Source organism: Polaromonas sp. (assembly GCF_039932935.1).
Taxonomy (GTDB): Bacteria; Pseudomonadota; Gammaproteobacteria; order Burkholderiales; family Burkholderiaceae_C; genus Polaromonas.
Map to the genome: position 1 here is coordinate 84,196 of NZ_JBDTPB010000027.1, position 22,704 is coordinate 106,899.

24 protein-coding genes are annotated in these 22,704 nt (G+C 62.3%); 15 read left to right on the plus strand and 9 right to left on the minus strand.

Annotated elements, in window-relative coordinates; genetic code table 11:
• The first annotated feature begins 22 nt into the window (after nt 1-22).
• From ABI546_RS04070 to ABI546_RS04125, 12 genes are all read left to right on the plus strand, one after another.
• On the plus strand, nt 23-1,198 hold the full coding sequence (locus ABI546_RS04070; protein ID WP_348044366.1) for an acetyl-CoA C-acyltransferase: 1,176 nt from the start codon (nt 23-25) through the stop codon (nt 1,196-1,198).
• Between the two features lie 101 nt (nt 1,199-1,299).
• On the plus strand, nt 1,300-3,180 hold the full coding sequence (locus ABI546_RS04075) for an acyl-CoA dehydrogenase (protein WP_348044368.1): 1,881 nt from the start codon (nt 1,300-1,302) through the stop codon (nt 3,178-3,180).
• Complete coding sequence (locus ABI546_RS04080; RefSeq protein WP_348044370.1) at nt 3,180-3,410, plus strand: hypothetical protein; 231 nt, start codon at nt 3,180-3,182, stop codon at nt 3,408-3,410. The genes ABI546_RS04075 and ABI546_RS04080 overlap by 1 nt, the downstream gene beginning before the upstream one ends.
• Nucleotides 3,411-3,580: 170 nt before the next feature.
• Entirely contained in the window at nt 3,581-4,372 is a 792-nt protein-coding gene (locus ABI546_RS04085; RefSeq protein ID WP_348044372.1) for an SDR family oxidoreductase, read from the plus strand.
• 309 nt (nt 4,373-4,681) lie between these two features.
• Nucleotides 4,682-5,131, plus strand: a complete 450-nt coding sequence (locus ABI546_RS04090) for a PaaI family thioesterase (protein WP_348044374.1) — start codon at nt 4,682-4,684, stop codon at nt 5,129-5,131.
• Between the two features lie 117 nt (nt 5,132-5,248).
• Nucleotides 5,249-6,265: an NADP-dependent oxidoreductase gene (locus tag ABI546_RS04095; protein WP_348044375.1), complete on the plus strand. Its 1,017-nt coding sequence runs from the start codon at nt 5,249-5,251 to the stop codon at nt 6,263-6,265.
• A 30-nt stretch (nt 6,266-6,295) separates the two neighbouring features.
• Nucleotides 6,296-7,936, plus strand: coding sequence for an isovaleryl-CoA dehydrogenase (locus ABI546_RS04100; protein ID WP_348044376.1), 1,641 nt, complete (start codon nt 6,296-6,298; stop codon nt 7,934-7,936).
• A gap of 33 nt (nt 7,937-7,969) precedes the next feature.
• A complete protein-coding gene (locus tag ABI546_RS04105; RefSeq protein ID WP_348044378.1) occupies nt 7,970-8,908 on the plus strand; it encodes a glutathione S-transferase family protein in 939 nt (312 codons plus the stop codon).
• On the plus strand, nt 8,905-9,366 hold the full coding sequence (locus ABI546_RS04110) for a GNAT family N-acetyltransferase (protein WP_348044380.1): 462 nt from the start codon (nt 8,905-8,907) through the stop codon (nt 9,364-9,366). The genes ABI546_RS04105 and ABI546_RS04110 overlap by 4 nt, the downstream gene beginning before the upstream one ends.
• 77 nt (nt 9,367-9,443) lie before the next feature.
• Nucleotides 9,444-10,349, plus strand: coding sequence for an SDR family oxidoreductase (locus tag ABI546_RS04115; RefSeq protein ID WP_348044382.1), 906 nt, complete (start codon nt 9,444-9,446; stop codon nt 10,347-10,349).
• Nucleotides 10,349-11,194 (plus strand): alpha/beta hydrolase, encoded by an 846-nt coding sequence (locus tag ABI546_RS04120; RefSeq protein ID WP_348044384.1) that lies wholly within the window; start codon nt 10,349-10,351, stop codon nt 11,192-11,194. Before ABI546_RS04115 ends, ABI546_RS04120 begins: the two co-directional genes overlap by 1 nt.
• 46 nt (nt 11,195-11,240) lie before the next feature.
• A complete protein-coding gene (locus tag ABI546_RS04125) occupies nt 11,241-11,846 on the plus strand; it encodes a thioredoxin fold domain-containing protein (RefSeq protein WP_348044386.1) in 606 nt (201 codons plus the stop codon).
• A 102-nt stretch (nt 11,847-11,948) separates the two neighbouring features.
• Here ABI546_RS04125 and serA read toward each other — a convergent pair whose 3' ends face one another.
• The gene (gene serA, locus ABI546_RS04130; RefSeq protein WP_348044388.1) at nt 11,949-13,178 is read right to left on the minus strand and encodes a phosphoglycerate dehydrogenase; all 1,230 of its coding nucleotides are present in this window, start codon (nt 13,176-13,178) and stop codon (nt 11,949-11,951) included.
• Here serA and ABI546_RS04135 point away from each other — a divergent pair.
• A complete protein-coding gene (locus tag ABI546_RS04135) occupies nt 13,177-13,338 on the plus strand; it encodes a hypothetical protein (protein ID WP_348044390.1) in 162 nt (53 codons plus the stop codon). The genes serA and ABI546_RS04135 overlap by 2 nt on opposite strands.
• Here ABI546_RS04135 and ABI546_RS04140 read toward each other — a convergent pair.
• The 7 genes from ABI546_RS04140 to ABI546_RS04170 form a co-directional block, all read right to left on the minus strand.
• The gene (locus ABI546_RS04140) at nt 13,327-13,908 is read right to left on the minus strand and encodes an MOSC domain-containing protein (RefSeq protein ID WP_348044392.1); all 582 of its coding nucleotides are present in this window, start codon (nt 13,906-13,908) and stop codon (nt 13,327-13,329) included. The genes ABI546_RS04135 and ABI546_RS04140 overlap by 12 nt on opposite strands.
• Nucleotides 13,905-14,390 carry a rod shape-determining protein gene (locus ABI546_RS04145; protein WP_348044394.1) on the minus strand — a complete coding sequence of 162 codons (486 nt, stop codon included), beginning with the start codon at nt 14,388-14,390 and terminating at the stop codon, nt 13,905-13,907. Before ABI546_RS04145 ends, ABI546_RS04140 begins: the two co-directional genes overlap by 4 nt.
• 37 nt (nt 14,391-14,427) lie before the next feature.
• A complete protein-coding gene (locus tag ABI546_RS04150) occupies nt 14,428-14,940 on the minus strand; it encodes a hypothetical protein (RefSeq protein WP_348044396.1) in 513 nt (170 codons plus the stop codon).
• Between the two features lie 10 nt (nt 14,941-14,950).
• Nucleotides 14,951-15,301 (minus strand): GlpM family protein, encoded by a 351-nt coding sequence (locus tag ABI546_RS04155; RefSeq protein ID WP_348044398.1) that lies wholly within the window; start codon nt 15,299-15,301, stop codon nt 14,951-14,953.
• A gap of 77 nt (nt 15,302-15,378) precedes the next feature.
• Complete coding sequence (locus ABI546_RS04160; protein WP_348044400.1) at nt 15,379-15,900, minus strand: GNAT family protein; 522 nt, start codon at nt 15,898-15,900, stop codon at nt 15,379-15,381.
• A 75-nt stretch (nt 15,901-15,975) separates the two neighbouring features.
• On the minus strand, nt 15,976-16,680 hold the full coding sequence (locus tag ABI546_RS04165) for a DUF1223 domain-containing protein (RefSeq protein ID WP_348044402.1): 705 nt from the start codon (nt 16,678-16,680) through the stop codon (nt 15,976-15,978).
• 172 nt (nt 16,681-16,852) lie between these two features.
• Complete coding sequence (locus tag ABI546_RS04170) at nt 16,853-17,371, minus strand: hypothetical protein (protein WP_348044404.1); 519 nt, start codon at nt 17,369-17,371, stop codon at nt 16,853-16,855.
• A 215-nt stretch (nt 17,372-17,586) separates the two neighbouring features.
• Here ABI546_RS04170 and ABI546_RS04175 point away from each other — a divergent pair, with 215 nt between their 5' ends.
• Together ABI546_RS04175 and ABI546_RS04180 are read left to right on the plus strand one after the other, a co-directional pair.
• On the plus strand, nt 17,587-19,965 hold the full coding sequence (locus ABI546_RS04175; RefSeq protein ID WP_348044405.1) for a Tex family protein: 2,379 nt from the start codon (nt 17,587-17,589) through the stop codon (nt 19,963-19,965).
• Nucleotides 19,966-20,089: 124 nt separating this feature from the next.
• Nucleotides 20,090-21,187 (plus strand): phospholipase, encoded by a 1,098-nt coding sequence (locus ABI546_RS04180; protein WP_348044406.1) that lies wholly within the window; start codon nt 20,090-20,092, stop codon nt 21,185-21,187.
• Between the two features lie 118 nt (nt 21,188-21,305).
• Here the strand turns inward: ABI546_RS04180 and ABI546_RS04185 are convergent, their stop codons facing one another.
• Nucleotides 21,306-22,409 carry a porin gene (locus ABI546_RS04185; protein WP_348044408.1) on the minus strand — a complete coding sequence of 368 codons (1,104 nt, stop codon included), beginning with the start codon at nt 22,407-22,409 and terminating at the stop codon, nt 21,306-21,308.
• Between the last annotated feature and the right edge of the window lie 295 nt (nt 22,410-22,704).

Here is a 22,704-nt window from a genome sequence, read left to right on the forward strand (position 1 = left end):
GCCCCAGATTCCGGAGAATTTCATGACTTCAGCAGTAATCGTTTCAACCGCACGCACCCCCCTGGCCAAAAGCTGGAAGGGCTCTTTCAACATGACGCACGGCGCGACCCTGGGCGGCCACGCCGTCGAGCACGCCATAAAGCGCGCCGGCATTGAAGCCGGTGAAGTCGACGACGTCATCATGGGCTGCGCCACGCCAGAAGGCGCAACCGGCGCCAACATCGCGCGCCAGATCGCGCTGCGCGCCGGCTGCCCCGTCACCGTATCCGGCATGACGGTCAACCGCTTTTGTTCGTCCGGCCTGCAGACCATCGCCATCGCGGCCCAGCGCGTCATCGCCGGTGAAGCCGACATCTATGTGGCCGGTGGCGTCGAAAGCATCTCCTGTGTGCAGCAGGAAATGAACACCCACATGCTCCAGGAAAGCTGGCTCATGAAAAACAAGCCCGAGATTTACTGGAACATGCTGCAGACGGCCGAACAGGTTGCCAAGCGCTACAACATCTCGCGTGATCGCATGGACGAGTACGGCGCGCTGAGCCAGCAGAAAGCCACGGCCGCGCTGGCTGCGGGCCTCTTTGAAGCCGAGATCGCACCGATCACCGTGACCGCCGGCGTGGCCGACAAGGTCATGGGCCTGACCACCAAAGAAGTCACTGTCAGCAAGGACGAAGGCATTCGCGAAGGCACCACCAAGGAAGGCATCAGCGGCATCAAGCCCGCCATTCCCGGCGGCGTGATCGCGGCCGGCAACGCCAGCCAGTTCTCGGACGGTGGCGGAGCTGTTGTTGTCATGAGCGAAACCGTGGCCCAGAAAAAAGGCCTCAAGCCGCTAGGCCGCTTTCTCGGCTTTGCCGTCGCGGGCTGCGAGCCTGACGAGATGGGCATTGGCCCCGTCTTTGCCATTCCCAAAGTGCTGGCCAAGCTGGGTCTGAAGGTCGATGACATCGACTTGTGGGAACTCAACGAAGCCTTTGCCGTGCAGGTGCTGTACTGCGCCGACAAGCTCGGCATTCCCATGGACAAACTCAACGTCAATGGCGGCGCCATTGCCGTCGGCCACCCCTACGGCGTGACCGGCCAACGACTGACCGGGCACGCGCTGATCGAAGGCAAGCGCCGCGGCGCCAAGCGGGTCTGCGTGACCATGTGCATTGGAGGCGGCATGGGTGCGGCCGGTATTTACGAAGTACTCTAACCGGCTGTCGCGATGAATGAAACCCTGCTCCTTCAGAAAGGGCAGGTGTTTGCTGCCCTGCCGTCTTTGCCTTCCTTTTTCTGTATGGCGGGGAGCTCGTCATGAGCTTCAGGCCTACCCTCGACTTTCTGCTTTACCACTGGCTGGATGCCGAATCGCTGAAACAGCGAGACCGCTTCGCCGACCATTCGCGCGAAACCTTTGATGCGGTGTTTGACACCTGCGAGCGCATCGCACGTGAAAAATACGCACCGTTCAACCGCATTGTTGACACGCAGGAGCCGCACTTCGACGGCGAAAAAGTCATCTTGCCGCAGGCCACGCATGATGCCCACAAAGCCTATGCAGCCTCCGGCATGCTTAGCGCCGCGCAGGATTACGAAGTAGGTGGCATGCAATTGCCCTATACCGTGGAGGCTGCGGCCAATGCCTTCTTTGCAATGGCATCGGTCAGCATTGGTTCGGGCCTTTTGACCACCGGCAACGCCAATCTGCTGATGGTGCACGGCACCGAGATGCAAAAAGAAGTCTTCGCCAAAAATGAATTCTCCGGCCGCTTCTCCGGCACCATGTGTTTGTCGGAGCCGCAGGCCGGCTCGTCGCTCAGCGATGTCATGACACGCGCCGTGCCGGACGGCGACGGCTTTGAGGCGGACCCGCTGGGCCCGCGCTATCGCCTCACGGGCAACAAGATGTGGATTTCGTCCGGCGAGCACGAGCTGACCGACAACATCATCCACCTGGTGCTGGCCAAGATACCGGGGCCGGACGGCAAGCTGATTGCCGGCACGCGCGGCATTTCGCTGTTCATCGTCCCCAAGAAAATGGTCGATACGCATGGCGCGCTCACCGGAGTACGCAACGACGTGGCGCTGGCGGGCCTGAACCACAAGCTGGGCTGGCGCGGCACCACCAACACGCTGCTCAATTTCGGCGAAGGCAAATACCCGGTCCCTTCGACAGGCTCAGGACAGGCGGTTTCGGGCGCCGTGGGCTATCTCGTCGGCAAACCGCACGAAGGCCTGCGCTGCATGTTCCACATGATGAACGAGGCGCGTATCGGCGTCGGCACGGCCGCCACCATGCTGGGCATGGCCGGCTACTACGCCAGCCTGGATTACGCAAAAAACCGTCCACAGGGCAGACCGGTCGGCGGCGGATCGAAAAACGGCACGGGCGCCGTGGGCAAGGATGCCTCCCAGCCGCAGGTCCGCATCATCGAGCACGCCGACGTCAAGCGCATGCTGCTGGCGCAAAAAGCGTATTGCGAAGGCGCGCTGGCGCTGGAGCTGTACTGCGCGCGCCTGGTCGATGAACATCACACCGCTGACGCGCAGGCCGCCGACGATGCACGCCTGCTGCTCGAGGTGCTGACACCCATTGCCAAAAGCTGGCCCAGCGAGTGGTGCCTGGAAGCGAACTCGCTGGCTATCCAGGTGCACGGCGGCTACGGCTACACACGCGACTTCCCGGTAGAGCAGTATTGGCGCGACAACCGCCTGAACATGATCCATGAAGGCACGCATGGCATCCAGGCCATGGACTTGCTGGGCCGCAAGGTGCTGATGGAAGGGGGCAGGGGACTGCAACTGCTGGCCGCGCGCATCAATGCCACCGTGGAAAAAGCCACTCAGGCGCCCGAACTGGCAGAGCATGCCAATGCACTGGCCAAGGCCCTGCAGCAGGTCGGTAGCGCTACCAAGGCTGCCTGGGCCACCGGTGAGCCCGGCCAGGCACTGGCCAATGCGGTACCCTATATGCAGGCGTTCGGCCATACCGTACTGGCGTGGGTCTGGCTGGATGTAGCGCTGGCAAGCCTCTCGGCGCAGAAATCCGCTATTCATTCGATAGCTGCTCACGCAGGACGGATGGGCGCCACACGCTATTTTTACCGCTACGAATTACCCAAGATCGGCGCCTGGCTCAAGGTGGTTGAAACCCGCGATCTGACCTGCGCCGATTTGCCCGAGGAGGCGTTTTAATGGCTTTTTTCAAACCGTCCGCAGACCCTGTTTCCAACAAAAATGTGGCGCGTCTTCAGACGCTGATCTGGGTTCTGCTTTATGGCGGGCTTTTGACACTGGTGTTGGGCCTGTCGGTCCAGCGCCAGGACGATGCCATCGGCTGGTCCATGGTCGTGCTGGGCGCCGTTGTGGCGGCGATCGGTGCGGCGCTGATTTACGTGCGCTCCCGCATCAACGTGAGCCCCTGATAGTCCAGTCACCACCACGACAGCACTGGCTGCAAAAGCGTTGATGTTGTGCCAATATGGCAGACCGCTGCATCGCAGCAAAGCCGTACAACCCAGTACTTCGCAAGCTACCCCCGGCGGATGTCCCGATGCGGCGCCGCCATCCCATACACCTTCAGGAGACCGTTTTCATGACCCGTACCATCCAGCAACTGTTCGATCTGACCGGCAAGACCGCACTCGTCACCGGCGGCTCACGCGGCCTGGGCCTGCAGCTGGCTCATGCCCTGGGCGAAGCCGGCGCCAAAGTCATCCTGAGCTCGCGCAAAGCCGAAGACCTGATCGAGTCCGCTGCGGAATTGAAAGCCGCCGGCATTGACGTCGACTGGATCGCCGCCGACTGTTCCAAAGAAGAGGACATTCGCGCGCTTGCCGACGAAGCCATCAAGCGGCTGGGTCACGTCGACATCCTCGTTAACAACGCCGGTGCCGCCTGGGGCGCCCCCGCCGAGGACCACCCGGTGGAAGCCTGGGACAAGGTCATGAACCTCAACATCCGAGGCTATTTCATCCTGAGCCAGCACATCGCCAAACACAGCATGATCAACCGGCGCTATGGCCGCATCATCAATGTCGCGTCCATCGCCGGCCTGGGAGGCAATCCGCGCGAGATGACCACCGTGGCCTACAACACGTCAAAGGGCGCCGTCGTCAATTTCACCCGCGCGCTGGGCTGCGAATGGGGCAAGTACAACATCACCGTCAACGCCATTTGCCCGGGCTTTTTCCCGAGCCGGATGACCGTCGGCACCCTCAAGGCACTGGGCGAGGAAAAGCTCGCCTCGCACGCGCCACTGGGTCGCCTGGGTGACGACGAGGATCTGAAAGGCCTGTGTGTTCTGTACGCATCAGACGCGGGCAAGCACATTACCGGCCAGTGGCTGGCGGTGGACGGCGGTGTATCAGTAGTAACCGGTGGTTGATATGGCGTTCGCGCTCTCCGCTGCGATCTTCTTCCCGTTCGTCCTCAGGTATCGAAGGACTCTTGCCAGGGAACTCAATCTTCCGATCGTCCTGAGGTATCGAAGGGTGGGGCGGCCCGGCGGAAAAGCCTGGCCCCCACGTTCGCTCGCTGCGCGTAGCTCTCTGCCCCCCGAGGGGGCGCTGCGCCTGCGGCCCGGCCCTTCGACAAGCTCAGGACGGGCCAAAGCCGGCTCCGCGGCCCCGGCTTGTGAAGAGGGCGGCTCCACGCTTGTCACTTTTACTGCGCCGGGCCCGCAGGATATATACATATGAACTTCGGCGCGGACATCCCTTTCGTCAACCACCTTGGGTTCGAGCTCGAACTGTTCGAAGGTGGTGCCTCGGCCATTGGCTACGCGCCCAGGCCCGAGCATCTCAACTCCTTCGCCGTCACGCACGGCGGCGCCATCATGACGCTGCTGGACGTGACCATGGCCACCGCAGCGCGCAGCGTCCAAAAAGACATGGGTGTGGTCACCATCGAGATGAAAACCAGCTTCATGCGGCCGGCTCCCGGCGATGGCAGCCGGCTGACCGGCAAAGGACGCCTGATACACCGTACCGCCACGATGGCGTTTACCGAAGCCACGCTGTATGACGCTGAAGGCCGAGCTTGCGCGCATGCCACCGGCACCTTCAAATACGTCAGGCGCCTGGCGACCGGACCAAAAAGTGTCAATGCACTGAACGCGCCGGAAGGCGGAATTTCAACGGATTAAAGCCATTCCCGGCGGGAAAAGCCGAATTTTTAAGTAAAAACACGCGGCAGCCCAATTAGGATGTGCGCCACCAGCTATCAAATCAATAGCAACAACCACCCATTGAAGGAGACCTCCATGCCCGTCAACCAGCAAATACTTCTCGACAACCGTCCCACCGGCGAAGCCACTGCAGACAATTTCATGCTGGTGTCCAGCGACACGCCCGCGCTGCAGGATGGCCAGGTTCTGGTCCGCCATCATTACCTGAGCCTGGACCCCTACATGCGTGGCCGCATGAACGACGCGAAGAGCTATGCCGCGCCGCAGCCGCTGGGTCAGGTGATGCAGGGCGGCACGGCCGGCGAAGTGGTGGAAAGCCGTTCGCCCAAATTCCAGCCCGGCGACAAGGTGGTCGGCATGGGCGGCTGGCAGCAGTACAGCGTGGTCAACGTCGAGCAGCCCGGCGCCTTGCGCAAGGTCGACACTACCCATGTGCCGCTGTCGCATTACCTTGGCGCTGTGGGCATGCCCGGGGTCACCGCCTGGTATGGCCTGGTGAAGATCATCGAACCCCAGGCCGGCCAGACCGTGGTGGTCAGCGCCGCCACGGGGGCAGTGGGCAGTGCCTTTGGCGCACTCGCCAAGGCGCGCGGATGCCGCGCGGTCGGTATCGCGGGCGGACCCGACAAATGCCGGTACGCGGTTGAAGAGCTCGGCTTTGACGCCTGCATCGACTACAAGGTGCATGCTGATGCCGCATCGCTCTCCAAGGCCCTCAAAGACGCCTGCCCGGACGGCATTGACGGCTACTTTGAAAACGTGGGCGGCATGGTGCTGGACGCCGTGCTGACGCGCATGAACGCTTTCGGCCGCATCGCGCTGTGCGGCATGATCGCCGGCTACGACGGCAAGCCCATGCCGCTGACCTACCCGGCGCTGATCTTGACCAACCGCCTGAAGGTGCAGGGCTTCATCGTGAGCGAACACATGGAAGTCTGGCCCGAGGCGCTCAAGGAACTTGGCACATTGGTGGGCACCGGCAAGCTGCGCCCGCGTGAAAGCGTGGCGCAGGGCATTGACGCTGCGCCCGAGGCTTTCCTGGGGCTTCTTAAAGGCAAAAATTTCGGCAAACAGTTGGTCAAGCTGATTTAGCTCTGCACCCTGTAGATCAGGAGGTTTGCCATGAGCCCCACCCATGAGGTTTTCAACCAGCCCGCGCCGCTGGCGGACTACAACCTGTTTGAGACCAACCGGCCGCTACGCGATGCGCTGAAATTCAACGCACCCATGCTGGACACGGCCGAGTTGAGCCGGTTGGGCGGCACCCTGGGCAGCAGCGCCATGCAGACGCATGCGCGCTTGGCGAATGTCCACGGGCCAGTGCTGCACAGCCATGACCGTTTCGGCCGGCGTGTGGACCAGGTGGAGTTTCATCCCAGCTATCACGAGCTCATGAAGTTGGCGACGGGTGCTGGCCTGCACGGCACGCCCTGGTCTGACGAGGATCCATCACCCCACGTCCGGCGGGCAGCGGGTTTCATGCTTTTCACAGAGCTCGAGCCCTCCACCTTGTGCCCCATCTCCATGAGCTATGCGGCCACCCCGGCGCTGCGCGGCAACACTGCTATTTATGCCGATTGGGGACCCAGGCTCGCCAGCCGCGCCTATGACCCTGAACTCAAGCTCTGGCAAGCGAAGGCCGGCCTCACCATGGGCATGGGCATGACGGAAAAGCAGGGTGGCTCGGACGTCCGGGCCAACACCACGCGGGCCGAACCCGCAGGCCGCGACGGCTGGGGCGAACGCTATGCCATCACCGGCCACAAATGGTTTTTCTCGGCGCCCATGTGCGACGCCTTCCTCGTGCTGGCCCAGACGCAAAGCGGTCTCTCCTGCTTTTTCCTGCCGCGCGTGCTGCCTGATGGCGGCCTCAATGCCATCCGCATCCAGCGCCTGAAAGACAAGCTCGGCAACAAGGCCAACGCCAGCTCGGAGGTCGAATTCGAAGGCGCCCAGGCCTGGCTGGTTGGACAAGAGGGCCGCGGCATTGCACAGATCCTCGAAATGGGCACCATGACCCGGCTGGATTGCGCATTGGGCACCAGCGGCCTGATGCGGCAGGCGCTGTCCCTGGCACTGAACCACACCTCGCAGCGCAAGGCCTTCGGCAAGCTGCTGATCGAACAGCCGCTCATGCGCAACGTGCTGGCCGACCTGGCGCTGGAATCAGAAGCCGCCACGGCGCTGGCGATGCGCTTGGCGCGCGCCTTTGACCGCCAGGGTGATGCGCATGAGACGGCCATGGCGCGCCTCTTGACGCCGGTCGCCAAATTCTGGATCTGCAAGCGCGGCAGCCACTTCGCGCAGGAAGCCATGGAATGCCTGGGCGGCAACGGCTATGTTGAGGAGGGCGGCGAAGGCATCATGGCCCGCATCTACCGCGAAATGCCGCTCAACTCGATCTGGGAAGGCGCGGGCAACATCATGGCCCTGGACCTGCTGCGCGCCCTGCGCAAGGCCGATGCCGTGGCCGCGCTGGCACAGGAGTTGGCCGCCGCCAAAGGCGCGCACCCCGCGCTGGACAAACTGGCCGCCGCCTTGCCCACGCGCATCGAAGACATGGCGACCGAAATAGAAGCACGCCGCCTCGCGCAGGACGTCGCGCTCGCGGTGCAGGCCGCGCTGCTGCTGCAGACCGCGCCCGCGGCCGTCTTCAACGCCTTTTGCGATTCGCGCCTGACCGGAAACTGGGGCCAGTCCTTTGGCACGCTGGGCTCCGGCACGGATTTCGACACCATCATCGACCGCGCCATGCCCGGTTGAATTTCACCCCTGCACAAACACCTGGAGACACCCATGAGCGAGCTGATTCTTCACCACTACCCCTCGTCGCCCTTTGCCGAAAAAACGCGCCTGATACTGGGCTACAAAAACCTGCCCTGGAAGTCCGTCATCATCCCGATGATCATGCCCAAGCCCGACGTGGTCGCGCTGACCGGCGGCTACCGAAAGACGCCAATTTTGCAGATAGGCGCCGACATTTACTGCGACACGGCGCTGATCAGCGATGTGCTGGAACACCTGCAGCCCGAACCCTCTGTGTACCCTGAGCCCAGCAAGGGCATGGCACGCACGCTGGCGCACTGGGCCGACAGCACGCTGTTCTGGACTGCCATGGCGTACAACGCGCAGCCCAAGGGCATCGCCCAGATTTTCGCGAAAGCACCGCCTGAAGCCGCCCGCGCGTTCGGCGAAGACCGCAAGGCCATGAGCGCCGGCATGCCGCGCCTGCGCCCCAGCGACGCCACCGCCGCCTACAAGTCCTACCTGAGGCGCATTTCCGACATGCTGGACGACCGTCCCTTCCTGCTGGGTGAGGTCCCCTGTATTGCCGACTTTGCGATGTACCACCCGCTGTGGTTCACGCGGACCCAAACCCCGGTGCTGGCAGACATCTTCAAGATCACGCCCGCTGTGCTCGAGTGGATGGACCGCATGGCCGCCATCGGCCATGGCGACGTGGAAAAGTTCAGCTCGGCCGAAGCCGTGGCGGTGGCCGCGGCGTGCTCACCGGCGCCGCTGCATGACGACCTTTTCCAGGACGAGCACGGCATTGCGCTGGGCAGCCACGTGCTGGTCAGCGGTGAGAGTTTTGGCCCGGAGCCGACCGAAGGCGAGCTGATCGCCGCTACCCGCATGCACTACACGCTGCGCCGCACCGACGCGCGCGCCGGCACCGTGCATGTGCACTTCCCGCGCATCGGCTACACCCTGAAGGCAGCAACCCCGGCATGAGCAGCAACCCCGGCATTTCCTGGCGTTTTCTTTCCTTTGACGCGCTGACCCCACCAGAGCTCTACGCGGTGCTGCAGCTGCGCAGCGAAGTGTTTGTGGTCGAGCAAGCTTGCATTTTTCAGGACATGGACGGCGCTGACGCGCAGGCCATGCATTTGCTGGGAACAAGGCGAGGGCAGCTGGTGGCCTATGCGCGCTGCTTTGCCGCAGGCGTGAAGTTCGCCGAGGCCAGCATAGGCCGTGTGGTCACGCACGCATCGGCGCGCGGCGGCGGCATCGGCCATCACTTGATGAAAGAAGCCGTTGGCCGCTTGCAGCAGCAATGGGGTTCGCAGCCCATTCGCATAGGCGCGCAGGCACGGCTTGAGCAGTTTTACCTGCAACACGGTTTTGCCAACACCGGCCAGCCCTACATCGAAGACGGCATACCGCACATCGAAATGCTGCGAGTTGCCTGAGCGACAGCCACAGCGGCGCGCCTCATCGACAATTTTCCATTCAAGCATCAAGCATCAAGCATCAAGGACCACGAACAATGATCACGGACTTCAAGGGTAAAACGGCGGTGCTGACCGGCGCGGGCTCAGGCTTTGGCCTGGAATGCGCCCGCCTGGGCGCCAAACTGGGCATGAACCTGGTGCTGGTCGACGTGCAACAAGATGCGCTCGACAAAGCCAGTGAAGAGGTGAAAGCCGCAGGCGCTCAGGTGCTGTCATTCAAGCTCGACGTGGCCAACGCCGCGCAAATGGAAGCCATGGGCCAGGCGGTGTTCGAGCGCTTCGGCGCGCCGCACTTCGTCTTTAACAATGCCGGCGTCGGCTCGGGCGGCCTGATCTGGGAAAACAGCGTCAAGGACTGGGAGTGGGTGCTGGGCGTCAACGTCATGGGCGTGGTGCACGGGGTGCGCATCTTCACACCCATGATGCTCGCAGCCGCCGCGAAAGACCCGGCCTGGCAAGGCCACATCGTCAACACCGCCAGCATGGCCGGGTTGTTGAACCCGCCCAACATGGGGGTCTACAACGTCAGCAAGCACGCCGTGGTGGCGTTGAGCGAAACCCTGTACCAGGACCTGGGCCTCGTGACTGACCAGATCGGTGCCTCAGTCTTATGCCCGTTTTTTGTGGCCACCGGCATCGGCATGAGCCACCGCAATCGCCCGGCCGACCTGGCCAGCGACAAGCCGACCAAGAGCCAGATCATCCAGCAAGCCATGACGGGCAAGGCGGTTGGTTCGGGCAAGGTGACCGCCGCCGATGTGGCGCAGCTGGTGTTTGACGCCATTGCAGCCAACCAGTTTTACATCTACAGCCACCCCAAGGCCATCCATTCGGTGCAGACCCGGCTGGAAGATGTGCTGCAGGCGCGCAACCCGACAGATCCGTTTGCCGACAAGCCCGAAATTGGCCAGCAATTGAAGGCCGCATTGCGCGGAGCCTGATGCGGCGCAGTTTGGGTGTGGCAGCCGGGCTGTTGCTGGCCTGCTCGCCGTGGATGGCTGCGTGGGCCCAGCAACCCGCATGCTCTGACGGCAAGACGGCGGATGGCGTGGTGCGGGCTGGAAACAACCGGCATTGCCTGGTGGTTCGCAAGCTCACGCCGGGCACGGCTCCCGAACGCATCGCGGCCAAGGTGTTGGTGGTCTTCCTCCACGGCGACAACGGCGGGCGCACCGACCTGAAAGCGGACAGCGGCACCGCCGCGATGCTCGCGGAAAAACTCCAGGCCGTCACCATCGATATGCAAAGCCCGGGCTACCGAAGCGATCTGGGCACGTCCGACGGACAGGCCGGCGCGAACGGTGATGACTACACCGCCCGAAATGTTGAAATCGTTGCCGGCGCACTCGACAGCCTGCGCATCCTGAACCCGGGCAAGAAAATACTGCTGGTGGGCCACTCAGGCGCCGCCGCCATGGCCGCCTTGGTGGCCGGCCGGTTTCCCGGCAGCGCCGACGCTTACCTTCTGGCCGGCTGTCCCTGCGACGCACCGGCATGGCGCAAGTGGCGCAATGTCCCGGCGGGCAGGGCAGGCGCGCCGGACAGCAGCCTGTCTCCGCTGACCGAGGTGGAAAAAATCGGTTCGGCGGCGCTCATCAGCGTCGTGGTCGGCAACAAGGACGAAAACGCCTTGCCCCAGTTCAGCGAAACCTATGTGAGGGCGCTGCAGGCGCGCGGCGTCAAAACCCGCGTTACGTACGCGATGAACGCCACGCACGTGTCGGTGCAGCGCGCACCGGAGTTCTTCATGCTGGCCGGGGAATTGGCCGGCAAGCTGTCAAAGTAGCGCCGCTGCGCTATCCTTGCCGCTCCTTCATTCACGGCTTTTGATGATGTCCAAACTCCTGTCCCGCCTTTCCCTGGCCGCCGTTCTGGCGGCCGCCTTGCTGCTTGCCGGCTGCAACGACGCACCGGGCACCGCAGCCGGCAGCCCGCCCGTAAAGGCGGCTACCGAACCGGTATCCGTGGCCGCCATCGAAGCCGGCGCCAAAGGCTTTTCGGCCGGTGCCTTGATGAGCAAGCGCACGGTGTACGTGTTTTTTGACGCGCAATGCCCGCATTGCGGAGCGCTGTGGGAAGCGGCAAAACCGCTGAAATCCCAGGCCCGGTTTGTCTGGATTCCCGTCGGTTTGCTCAACGCCGCCAGTACCTCTCAAGGGGCAACCCTGCTGGCGGCCAGCGACCCGGTGGCCGCCATGGATGAGCATGAAACCTCGCTGCAGGCCCGGCGCGGCGGCATCAGTGCCGCCAGCAATATTGACGCGCAAAAAGAAGCCGTCACCAAAAACACCGAGCTCATGACCAAGCTCGGCTTTGCTTCCATTCCAACCATTGTGGGGACCCACGCGCAGACCGGCGCCACGGTGTCGCAAGAAGGTTCATTGCCCACCGCAGCGCTTGCCACCTTGCTCGGTCTGCAGGTTCCGCCGGCGCAGTAGGTTTGGCGTTTTCTTGAAGGAAAAGTGGCTGCAGCCCAATAAGGAAGAGCGCAAGCAGCTACTTAATTAATAGCGCTTGCGCCCTGTGCGCTCAGCCCTGGTTCAAAACAGAACCCGGCTTCGGATGGTTCCCGGCACCTCGGCCAGCTTGGCCAGCGCGATGTCGGAGTGCGCTGCATCAATGTCGATCACCACATAACCCACAGCCTCGTTGGTTTGCAGGTACTGGGAGGCGATGTTGATGCCGTTGGCCGCAAACACCTTGTTGATTTCGGACAGAACGCCCGGCACGTTGCGGTGAATGTGCAGCAGGCGGTGCTTGCCCGGGTGAGCCGGCAGCGCCACTTCGGGGAAATTGACAGACGAGGTGGATGTACCGTTGTCGCTGTACTTCACCAGTTTTTCGGCGACTTCAATGCCGATGTTTTCCTGCGCTTCCATGGTTGAGCCGCCCACGTGTGGCGTCAGGATCACGTTGTCCAGGCCGCGCAGGGGGGACTCAAAAGTGTCCTTGTTGCTGCGAGGTTCGACCGGAAACACATCAATTGCCGCGCCCAGCAGCCGTTTTTGCTTGAGAGCTTCGGCCAGGGGTTCGATCTCGACCACCGTGCCGCGCGAGGCGTTGATCAGCACGCTGCCAGGCTTCATGGCGGCGATCTCGGCCGCACCCAGCATCCATTGGGTGGCCTGGGTTTCAGGCACGTGCAGGCTGACCACATCCGACTGCGCCAGCAGGTCCTTGAGCTGCGGCACCTGGCGGGCGTTGCCCAGCGGCAGCTTGGTCACCACATCAAAAAACACCACGTGCATGCCCAGCGCTTCGGCTAGCACCGACAGCTGCGTGCCGATGGAGCCGTAGCCCACAATGCCGAGCGTCTTGCCGCGGATTTCGTAGGCGTTTTCGGCCGACTTGAGCCAGCCGCCGCGGTGTGCCACGGCACTTTTCTCGGGCACGCCGCGCAGCAGCAAAATGGCCTCGGCCAGCACCAGCTCGGCCACGGAGCGGGTGTTGGAAAAAGGCGCGTTGAACACCGCAATGCCGCGCTCGCGTGCGGCGTTCAGGTCGACCTGGTTGGTGCCGATGCAAAAGCAGCCCACCGCCGCCAGCTTGCCGGCCTGGGTAAACACCTCGGCCGTGAGCTGGGTGCGGGAGCGGATGCCGACAAAATGCGTGTCGGCGATTTTGGCCTTGAGCTCGTCGTCCGGCAGCGCGCCGGCCAGGCTTTCAATGTTGGAGTAGCCCGCGGCCTTGAGAACCTCTATCGCAGAGGGGTGAATCCCCTCCAGCAGCAGGAATTTGATTTTTTGCTTGTCGACCGAGGTTTTGTTCATGGAGAGCCGCTGCACCAAAAAGTGGATGAAGAACAAGTATGCGGGAAGCGAAATACCCGTGCTGGTGCGCGGTTGGGCGGCAGACACCGAGACATTGAAAGTATGGAAAATAGGGCCGCAGGCGTTGCTGGCCGTGCGCAAGCAGCTATCAAATCAATAGCGGTTGGATTTGAGGCTCCCGGTCGGGGCCGGCGGGTTCACAGACAACAGCATCACCCACGCGCAGCAAGCCGCCCTGCAGCACACGCGCCGTCAGCCCGCCGTGGCCGCGCATGGCGTTGTAACCGCCGGCACCCAGCACTTCCTCCATGCGCGAACAGGGCTCGCATGGGCCGGTGATTTCCAGCACCACGCCGCCAATGCGCAGCACCATGGCCTGGTCCTTGAAAAGCGATTTTGCCGCCAGCAGGTTCAGGCCCGACACCACCAGGTTGCGCCGCAGGCTCGCGGCATCCACCGTGCCCAACCGGGCCAGTGCAGCCAGCACGGGCAGGTGCTCGGCCTGAATCAGCGTGACCTGGCGTTTGCTGCCGCCCGCGGGAACTGCAACTGCCGCCGCGCTGCGGTCGCCTTCCAGCCCGCGGCCGGCCAGCGCCGTCACGGTGGCAATGCGCTGCACCGGGCTGCGGCGGGCGGGCCTCAGCAAAATTTGCTCAAGCCGCCCTTCGTTGGGAAATTGCCGCGTGAGCGCGCGCAGGTCGCCGGTGCCCACGTTGGCCGCGAGTGTCATTCCAGAACCTGCCCTGTGGAGGGGTAGTTGCGTGACAGCACCTGTTCGTCTGTCAATTCAGGGCCTTGCCATAGGGTGACTTCTGAAGCGCCGGCTCCCAGGGCCATTTCATGAAAGGCGCGTATTTCCACCTGGGTAAATCCACCCGCGGGTTCGCCCAGAAGATGGAAAACCATGCGCGGCGCGGGAGACAGCACATGATTGGCTTGAAGTTTCCGGACGAAGGCCTTCAATACCTGCTGACCGTGGATGAAGTCGGACACCATGGAGCGTGGGTGGCTGAACGGATTGATGACCTGTGCGGACTTGCTCGATTTGTGCGGCGCAGCCTCGTCGCCCGCGCCCAGTACCTTGGGCTTGAGGCCGCGAGAGACCGCAATTTCTGGCACTTCGGAAATGAAAGCGCCCGACTTCACATTGCGCACCGTCAACCGGTAGGGCGACAAGCGTATGTACAGCGGTGGCTTGATGAAATCGAACATTTTTAACGGCGGCAGTTGGATGCCGTGGGCTTGGCTGTCATGACAACGCGGCTTTCAGCGCGGCCAGGAAGCGCGCACCCGCGAGCTTGATCCGCATCTTGAAACGGCGGGCCGTGCGCCAGGGCCAGGACGCACGAGCCTGGGCCATGATTTTGTCTTTCCAGGCTTTCCACGGGGTGTACAGCCGCGCAAACCATGGCATTTGCATGAGAGCAGGCTGGGTCAGCTGAAAGAGGCGCGCGGCCAGCGCGGTGCCGGTGAGCTTCGCCGCCAGGATCAACGCCAGGCCGACAGTGACATGGCCAAGGCCGAACAGGTAAAGCGCCAGCAGCTTCACCGGAATCAGCGCAAGCACCGGCACGCCGAAGGCGAGCAGGGCGGCCCAGGGCGGCAAGCGGGTGATCCAACGCTCCAGCCGCCCCCACCAGGGCAGGCGCCCCAGGGCCGCAAAGGCGGCGGCCAGCGGTTCCCAGCCCCATTCTTCGAATAGCAGGAACAAAGCGACGGGCGCAAGAAGGACCGCCCGGAGCACTTTTTTAAATCTGTTCATGCCCGCCATCCTAAAGCGAAGAAGGGTAGGCGCGGCTCCAGCCCATCAGCAAGGCGCCGGCTGCAAGCCCCCATGCCAGGGTGGCGCACGCCAGCGTCATGGTCAGCGTGGCGCGTACGCTGAGCCAGTACACCACCAGCAGGTAAACCGCATAGGGAATAAGGGACCACAGGCCAAACAGCGCCGTGGTGCGCAGGTCAGCCGCGGAGCGCTCATTGCCCACGATGTAATGCGCGATCAGTGCGAAGGTCGGAAACAGCGGCACCAGCCCGGCGATGTAAAAGCTGCGTGAGCGGGAAAGAAGGGCGATGACCAGCACGGCCAACGCGCCCAGCAGGCATTTAAGAAATAGCGACAGCATCGTGGAGATGAAAGAACTGCAAGGCGCAATCGCCGCAGCAATGCACGCCAGTTTATCGAAGAGCGATGAGCCGAGGCTCAGGAAGAGGGGAACTGTACGACGCCGCCCGCTTCCCTTCGCATGGAAAAGATGCGGTCATTCGAAAGACCTGGCACCGCCGAAAACCCCAGGTTTTGGTAAATCGCAAGAGCAGGAAGGTTGTCTCGGTAAACACGCAGCGTGAAAGCCCGGGCTCCTGTTTCGCAGGTCGCCTGGGCCATCAGCAGGGTGCACAAGGTTGAGCCCAGACCTTGCCCACGCGCACTGGGCGCCAGAATGATGCGGGCCAGGTGGGCAACGCCCGCCTCACGCACCCAGAACTGCCCGAATCCCAATGCTTCTGCCGACCCACCGGCCAGTACAAAGCTGAAGGCGCCCGGCTCAGCCAGCAGTGCCGGCAGCCGCTCAGGCGCAAATGGAAACTTCAGTTTGGGACCGGCCCAGCGCAGGCAGCTGTCAGCGTCGGCGACCCACATACCCAGCGCCGCGTAGTCAGCGGCCTCAGGCGTCCGCAAGAACGGAGGAGGGGGGACTGGATGCGGCGATTGCACGGAGGCCATCGAATGATTGTGCGGCAAACCCGTAGTCGCTCCTGATGCGGCGCGCGCAGCGGGATTTGCACGAAGGTTAGGGCTTCAGGCCGCGCATTGCAGGCTCACGGCTTGCAGGGTTTTGCCGGTCTGTGAATCAAACACCACCAGGTTCACCTGCCGCGCATGCCCCGGGGTCGCGGCAATGCTGCGCAAGGACAGTTTCTGCGCGGTGGTTTCGCCACTTTTGTACTCGCCTGCCTGGGTGTATTGGCGCACGACGAAATCATGCTGCAGAAATTCTCCGGCGTTTTCGCCGTTTTTCACCTTCGAGTTGTGCCCATGTTCGGTGATGGTCCAGTAGGCCGACCAGGACGGTGGCGCCTGCGACGCAGGCACCGGGGAGACGCTGGCTTCAAACTGGTCCGGCCCGAGCTGCTTGAGCACGATGTGGGCGCGCGCAGGCTCTTTGCTGTCGGGCGGGCTGCTGCCCCAGCGGGGCCAGTCCTTGCCGTTGAGCACAGCCTGCGGTGTATAGATGCCGCGCAAATTATTCCTGGACGCTATTTCGCGCTGCCGGTTGGTATAGGCCGGCGCGGCAAATCGGTCTACCCAGCCGATGTAGTCCCAATAGCCCACATGAAAAGCCTGCACCACAGCTGCGCTGCCCTTCAGGGAGGAGACCCACTTGTCGGCGGGTGGACAGGAGCTGCAGCCTTCCGAGGTGTACAGCTCGACCACCGGGGTGATGGTGGCTCCGGAACTGACGGAGCAGGGGTTTTGCGCGGAAAAAACGCTGGACGCAGTCATGAAAAGGGCGGTTGCCGTGGCGAGCGGCCTGGCGAACCGGAAAAGCGATGGAATGACAGCTGGCACCATAAAAATCCCCGTGTAATTGCAGACTTCCATTGGTCGGCCCACGCCACAGGTTCTTACAAAGGCATGTTTATCCCGTCCGGGTGCGCCAGCGCCAGGTCACGCGCTACACAAGGGGCATGGTTTCGGAATCTTTTTCAAGGTGGATCACCCGGTCACGTCGCTCCATCCTGTCTTCAAGCTGGCCCATGTATGCAGCCAACGCGTTGTCCGACTGCTCCAGCCGCGCCAGCAATGCCTGTTGCTGCTGGGAGAACCGCTCAGCCATTACAGTGGCCGCGGCCGCTTCGCGGTGTTGCGCGGCCAGGACCTGCACTTCCAGGTAGCTGCGCAACTCGGTAAATCGCGAGGCCTCGGCCTTGTCGGCGAGTTCACGCTGTGTGTTCAGCTCACGCGCATAGCGGCGGGTTTCCAGCAGGTTGCTGCTTTGTATGTAGAGCGTGCTGGCCAGAAACACCACGGTGGACACCACCAGCAAAAGCAGCATGACCAGGCCTATCGACGCCTCGACCGTCGTGAAGCCAAGGCTGAGCAGGCTCACGCGGCTGAACTCATCGAAATTAAGGGCTACAAACCCCGCCAGCAGCAGCAGCGCCACTACCAAAAAAATCGTGCGAATTCGCATGACGGTCTCCCTTGAAAATGTAAAAAATTGCTATCGATCCAGACCATTATCAGAAGCAAAACAGCGGCAGGGCTGTGGGACAATGCCGACCCTTGGCGTCAGTTTCTCCTCGACGCAAGATTTACGGCGTTTTGCAGCGAGCCGGCACGTCTTTTGGGTATCTGCCCCCTTCATTTTTTTGTTTCTTACGAGCTCTTTTGAACATTTCTTTCAATATGCAGAAAATCATCCGCCAGATCGCGGCAGAAATCAAAGTCCAGGAACACCAGATCAAGACCGCAGTGGAGCTGCTCGATGGCGGCGCCACCGTGCCCTTCATCGCGCGATACCGCAAGGAAGCCACCGGCGGGCTCGACGACATCCAGCTGCGCGAACTGGAGTACCGGCTGGGTTACCTGCGCGAGCTGGAAGAACGCCGCGAAGCGGTGCTCAAAAGCATTGAAGAGCAGGGAAAGCTCACGCCTGAACTGCGCGCGGCAGTGGAATTTGCCGCCACCAAGCAGGACCTGGAAGATATTTACCTGCCTTTCAAGCCGAGACGCCGCACCAAAGGCCAGATTGCGCGTGAAGCCGGCATTGAGCCGCTGGCCGACAAGCTGTTTGCCGACCCTTCGCTGGTGCCCGCCGATGAAGCTGCCGCCTTTGTGAAGGCCGAAAAGAACGAAAGCGGCGACGACTTCACCACAGTGCAGGCCGTGCTCGACGGCGTACGCGACATCCTTTCCGAGCGCTGGGCAGAAGATGCCGGCCTGGTGCAGTCGCTGCGCAACTGGCTCTGGAGTGAAGGGCTGTTCAGCTCCAAGCTGGTCACCGGCAAAGACGAAAACCACGCCGACAACAGCAAGTTCCGCGACTACTTCGACTACGACGAGCCGATTGGCCGCGTGCCTTCGCACCGTGCGCTGGCCGTGTTTCGAGGCCGCGGGCTTGAGATTCTGGACGCCAAGCTGGTGCTGCCCGAACAGGCCGAGCCCGGCAAACCGAGCATCGCTGAAGGCAAGATTGCATTGCACCTGGGCTGGAGCCACAAGGCCCGGCCGGCAGACGACTTGATCCGCAAGGCCGTGGCGTGGACCTGGCGCGTCAAGCTCAGCCTTTCGCTGGAGCGCGATCTCTTCACCCGCTTGCGCGAAGAAGCCGAAAAAGTCGCCATCAAGGTGTTTGCCGACAACCTGCGCGACCTGCTGCTGGCCGCGCCCGCCGGCCCGCGCGTGGTGATGGGCCTGGACCCGGGCATCCGCACTGGCGTGAAGGTGGCGGTGGTTGATGCCACCGGCAAGCTGGTCGAAACCTCCACCGTCTATCCGCACGAGCCGCGCAAGGACTGGGAAGGATCGCTGCACACCCTGGCCAAGCTTTGCGAAAAGCACGGCGTCAACCTCATCGCCATCGGCAACGGCACGGCCAGCCGCGAAACCGACAAGCTCGCCGCCGACCTGATCAAAGGCATGGCCAAGGTTGAGCAGGTGATGGAGAAAGTGGTCGTCAGTGAAGCCGGCGCTTCCGTGTATTCAGCCAGTGAATTTGCCAGCCAGGAAATGCCCGACGTGGACGTCAGCCTGCGCGGGGCGGCCAGCATTGCGCGCCGCCTGCAAGACCCGCTGGCCGAGCTCGTCAAGATCGACCCGAAGTCGATTGGCGTGGGCCAGTACCAGCATGATGTGAACCAGAGCGATCTGGCGCGCAGCCTGGACACCGTGGTCGAAGATTGTGTGAACAGCGTCGGCGTGGACCTGAACACCGCCAGCGTGCCGCTTTTGGCCCGCGTTTCGGGCCTGTCGCAAACGGTCGCCAAGTCGGTGGTGCGCTGGCGCGATGCCAACGGCGCCTTTGCCAGCCGTGCCGATTTGCTCAAGGTGACCGGCCTGGGCGCCAAGACCTTTGAGCAAAGCGCCGGCTTTTTGCGCCTGCGCAGCAGCAGCAACCCGCTGGACATGACCGGCGTGCACCCTGAAACCTACGCGGTGGTTGAAAAAATCATGGCCCACACCGGCAAGCCCGTGGCTGAGCTGATGGGCCGCGCCGAGATGCTCAAGACCCTCAAACCTGAGCTGTTTGCCAATGAGCAGTTCGGCGTGATCACCGTCAAGGACATCATTACTGAACTGGAAAAGCCCGGCCGCGACCCGCGCCCCGACTTCAAGGTGGCACGCTTTAACGACGGCGTGGAAGACATCAAGGACCTGAAAGAGGGCATGACGCTGGAAGGCACTGTCAGCAATGTGGCCGCCTTTGGCGCCTTCATCGATATCGGCGTGCACCAGGACGGCCTAGTCCACGTGAGCCAGCTGGCCAACAAGTTTGTGACCGACGCGCGCGAAGTCGTCAAGACGGGCGACATCGTGAAAGTGCGCGTGACCGAGGTTGATGTGGCGCGTAAGCGTATCGGCCTCACGATGAAGCTGGACGCCGCACCGGCCCGCAAAGACGGTCCGCGCGACAACCGCTTTGAAAGCGCGAGGCCCGGTGGGCAGAGCCGCGGCGGTGGCAACTACGGCGGTAACTTCGGCGGCGGGCGCGGTGGCGCGCCGCAACCGGCCACGGCCACAGCAATGGAGTCGGCATTCAGCAAGCTGTCGGCGCTAAAGAAATAAGGCTCGCAATCAACAATGGGCCACCAGAGAGATGCGAATTGATCATTTTTAGGGTTAAATCACGCTCTGGCGCTTGACTGACGGGCGCAACCAGCTATCAAAATAATAGCAATAATCCAACCTCATGCAAGCCCTCCGCATTTACGCCGGCCCCAAGGCGCGCCGGCATATCGAGCAAAACGGTCTCAACCCCGCGGACATTTCCGTGGTCCCAGGTGCGGCCGGCGGGCCGAAGGGCTTGATTCTCGGTGCGCTTGACCGTTTCATTTTTGGCGCCTGGCTGGCGCAAAGTAGCCAGCCGGTGGACCTGATCGGCGCATCGATAGGTGCCTGGCGCATGGCCACGGCCTGCCTGAACAACCCGGTGGCCGGGTTCCAGCGTCTCGAAAGCGATTACGTCCACCAGCACTATGAGCTCAAGCCTGGGCAGAAGCGGCCCACCGCCGATGTTGTCAGTGAACAGTTTGGCAGGAACCTGAAGGAATTTTACGGAGACCGGGTGCGGGAGGTGATTGGGAACCCGCGCTATCGGCTGCACATCGTCACCTCACGAGGGCGCCACATGCTGGGCCGGGAACACAAGGTGGCCACGCCCCTGGGCTACCTGGGAGCCTTCCTTGCCAACAGCGTGCATCGCAAAGCGATGGGGGCGTGGCTGGAGCGTGTGGTGTTCTCCGCCCGGAATGCACCTTTGCCGTTTGCCACTGCCGACTACCGCACGCGGCAGGTTCCGATGGACGAAGCGAATTTTCAGCCGGCATTGCAGGCCAGCTGTTCCATCCCGTTTGTGCTCCGCTCCGTTCGCAACATTCCCGGTGCACCGCCCGGTGCGTACTGGGACGGCGGCATCACCGACTACCACCTGCACCTGAACTACCACCGCGCTGAAATGACTCAGGCGTCAGGCGCATCGCCTGGCTTGGTGCTGTACCCGCATTTTCAAAAGGCGGTCGTGCCCGGCTGGCTCGACAAAGGTTTGAAATGGCGCCACGGTGCCACCCATTTCCTGGACAACATGGTGCTGCTGGCGCCGGATCCCCAATGGATCAAGACCTTGCCAGCCGGCAAACTGCCAGACCGTGAAGACTTTCTTCGCTACAGCCACGACACCCCGTCACGCGTACGCGCCTGGTCTGCCGCCACATCGAAAGCCGGGCAGCTCGCGGAAGAATATGCCCAATGGCTGCGCCGCCCCGATATGAATCAGGTCCATCCTTTATGAAGTTGCCCGGACGTGTGCTTGGGTGGAGAGGCTAGGGCGCCGCAACAAAAAAGCCGCATGACAGGCTGTCATGCGGCTCCTTTCGGCGCGTGGCCGAATTCAAACTGACGCAATGCGCTCAGAACACGTGCGCAATACCTGCGTATATCGAACTAGGACTCTGGCCCACGCTGCTAAGCGCCAGCCCTGCCGAACTTCCACCGCCGCCGCTGATGGTGTAGCCCGCATTGGCGTTGTTGCTGATTTTGGTGGCGCCGCCATAAAGGGTGGTTCGCTTGGACAGGGGGTAGTCGTAGCGGATGCCGAATGCCTTGGAATCCGCGTTGGCGGTTGTCTTGTTCTTGAGCTGGCCGTAGGTGGCAATCAGTTTGCCCACACCGACGGGTGCCGAAGCGCCGATCTGGTAAGCATCAATGGCTGGAGCGCCGGTCATGTCGCCCCGGCGGCGCACAAAGATGGCGGAAGGCTTGATAAAGCCGAAATCATAGGAAATCGAAAAATCGGTGTATTTGTCGGTATTGCCGATGAGATACACGGTCTTCTCGGTCAGGTAACTGACTTGGGCAGCCAGGGCGCTGCCGTTGTACTGACCCGAGATATTGAAGAGGTTACCGGTCGACTTGGGTTGGCCCACACCTGTTGACTCGCCCAGGGCATAGAAGATGTTTGCCTTGAAGCCACCCATGACGGGGGTCGTGTACTGGATGGAGTTGTCGCGGCGGGTGGTGGCGTCAGCCAGGCTGCCACCGTTGATGCCTGCACCCGGGCCCGCATAGTAGTTCAGGGCGCCTGACATGGTGAATCCCGTGGGGTCAAACGCCGCCATGGCGCCAAAGTGCGGTGTGTACTGGCGGCCGATATTGACCGCGCCGAAGCTGCCACTCAAGCCCACGGTGGCCAGCCGTTGAAACATGTAATTGCTACCGGTAGGCACCGTGCTGGTGGGGACCGTCGCCGTGCCTGTGCCCGCGCCCGTGTCTGTCAGAAAGCCGGCCTCCAGCACGAAGTTCGCCTTCAGGCCACCCCCAAGGTCTTCCGAACCACGAAATCCGAAACGCGACCCCATCATCCCGCCGCTGGAGACGCGCGTCACATTGCCATTGCCTGCGGATGCAACCTCTACATAGGAATCAACCGCGCCGTAGAGCGTGACGGAACTTTGGGCCTGAGCGGCGCAACATGCGACCGACAGCACGGAAAGTGCAAACAATTTGGTTTTCATCAGGTCTCCTGAAGGTTGTTGATATAAGTGTGCCTATCGACCTGACGCCTCCACCCCCAATCGGTCTCCCGCCGCACCGCTCGCCGATGCCAACATTGCGTGAAATCGCTAGTCACAGGTGCAAGATTAGTGGTTTTTTAGTTATAAAAAATAAGTAAATAGTCTCTTGCCAGTTGCCTGGTTTATGGTTATAAAAAGTAATTAAATGCGGTCCGGCAGGCCAGATCGTCCTGCTGACCACCGGCAGCAAGCACATGGACAGAATGGACTCCGTAGCCCGCCTCGATAGACGGAG